1 protein-coding gene is annotated in these 2,334 nt (G+C 55.2%); it reads left to right on the forward strand.

Going from position 1 to position 2,334, the window contains the following annotated elements:
- Positions 1–59: 59 nt before the first annotated feature.
- Positions 60–2,334, forward strand: a 2,275-nt coding sequence (locus tag ACI4N7_RS04295) for a VapE domain-containing protein (protein ID WP_439732133.1), incomplete at its 3' end; no start/stop codon positions are given.

The raw sequence follows: 2,334 nt of genomic DNA on the forward strand, positions 1-2,334 counted from the left end.
ACAGAAAGGACGTCACCATGGAAAGAACCTATCAAATAGCCTTAGCTTCCAGCCGTAAAGTGAAAATCTGGGAAAACCGGTCTATGACCTGGCCTGAGCTGGTGGAGCGGATGAGCCGGCCGGTGAGGACAGGGGAGACCATGGCGGAGTACCGGAATATGCCGCGGGCGCAGCAGGCGGATGTGAAGGACGTAGGCGGTTTTGTAGGCGGGAAGCTGAAAGACGGGCTTCGGAAGAAAAGCCATGTGCTGTGCCGTTCTCTTGTTACGCTTGACATGGATAACGGACGTCCGGGGATTGTATCGGTTGTTATGGGTAAGCTGCCATGTACCTGCTTTGTATATTCCACCCATAGGAGCAGCGCGGAGAAGCCGCGGCTGCGGGTGGTCATTCCGCTTTCACGGGATGTAAGTGCTGCAGAATATGGAGCCATTTCACGGATGGTGGCAAAGCAGCTGGGGATGGAGCTTTTTGACCCGACCACTTTTGAACCGGAGCGTCTCATGTACTGGGGATCTGTATCAAAGGATGGGGAGTATATCGCCAAAGGACAGGAAAAGGAGCTGCTGGATCCCGATGATGTACTGAAGGAGTACAGGGATTGGCAGGACGTATCCGCCTGGCCCATGCCGGAGGGAAAATGTCCTGTGTCACCGGATGTCCGGAAAGCGGAGGATCCCTGTGGAAAAAAGGGACTCATAGGCGCTTTCTGCCGGGCATGGCCCATGGATGAGGCCATCAGGACATTTCTTTCCGATGTATACGAACCATCTGTTATCCCCGGACGCTATGACTACAAACCGGCCGATTCGTCGGCAGGCGTAGTGATTTACGAGGGAAAGTTCATGATTTCCTTCCATGCCACCGATCCTCTCTGCGGCAGGCTGCTCAATGCCTTTGACGCCGTGCGGCTGCACCGCTTTTCCCATCTGGACAGTTCCATGGACAGCGATACCGCCGTGACAAAACTTCCCTCCTATAAGGCCATGATTGACCTGGCAGGGAAAGACGAGAGAGTCAAGGAAGAAATCCTTCGGGCGAAAGAAAAGGAAGCGGAAGCGGATTTCAAGGCAGTACCCCAAAGAAAGGAACAGGGGAAAAAGGCGATGACCGCCCGGCTGAAATTCAAATCCGACGGCACCGTGGACAACTGTCTCACCAATTTCCTGACCATCCTCCGCATGGATGAAAAGCTGTCTGCCATTGCCTACAACCTTCTCACCGACTCCGTAGATGTGAGAGGCTCTCTTCCATGGCCCCGGATCAAGCAGGGCTGGTCGGACAACGACATGTCCCAGCTCAATTCCTACATTTCCAGCCGCTATGGCATTTACGCACCCATGAAATCCAAAGACGCCCTCATTACCGTGGCCAGCGAGCGCCAGTTTCATCCCATCCGTGATTACTTTGCCTCTCTTCCGGCCTGGGACGGCAAAAAGCGAGTAGAAACGCTGCTGACCGACTATTTGGGCGCCGAAGACAGCGAATATACCAGGGCCGTCACCAGAAAGACCCTGGCCGCCGCCGTAGCCAGGGTGCATAAACCGGGCGTGAAATTCGATTCTGTCCTTATCCTCAACGGAATGCAGGGGGTAGGGAAATCGACCCTGTTCTCGCGTCTCGGGGGAGTGTGGTTCTCCGACTCCCTTACGTTGACCGACATGAGGGACAAAGCGGCGGCGGAAAAACTGCAGGGCTATTTCATTCTGGAGCTGGGCGAACTGGCCGGCATGAAAAAGGCGGATATTGAAACCGTGAAATCCTTTATTTCCAGAAGGGACGACAAATACCGGGCCAGCTACGGCATCACCGTGGAAAGCCATCCCCGGCAGTGCATCATCGTAGGCACCACCAACGCCGAGAACGGCTTTCTGCGTGACATCACCGGCAACAGGAGATTCTGGCCCGTGTCAGTCAGAGGAGATACGGAGAGAAAGCCCTGGCATCTGCAGAAAGAGGAAATCGGGCAGATCTGGGCGGAAGCCATGGCCATATGGAAAGCGAAGGAGCCGCTCTACCTTGAAAAAGAGCTCCTTTCCGCTGCCCGGAAACAGCAGCAGGCCGCCATGGAGGCGGATGACCGGGAAGGACTGGTGCGGAAATATCTGGATATCAAACTGCCCGGAAAGTGGAGCCGGATGGACCTCACCGAACGGAGGGCCTTTCTTTCCAGTGCGGAAGATCTGACAGACCGGTCAGGCACCATGATCCGTGACACCGTCACCCATATGGAAATCTATGCCGAATGCTTCGGCCTGGATCCTGCCCGCATGAGGAAGCAGGATTCCTATGACATTTCCGCCATTATGAGCAGGATAGGCGGATGGAAAAGGG

Origin of the sequence: Dialister sp., assembly GCF_051885895.1 — a bacterium.
In the GTDB taxonomy this organism is placed as follows: domain Bacteria; phylum Bacillota; class Negativicutes; order Veillonellales; family Dialisteraceae; genus Dialister.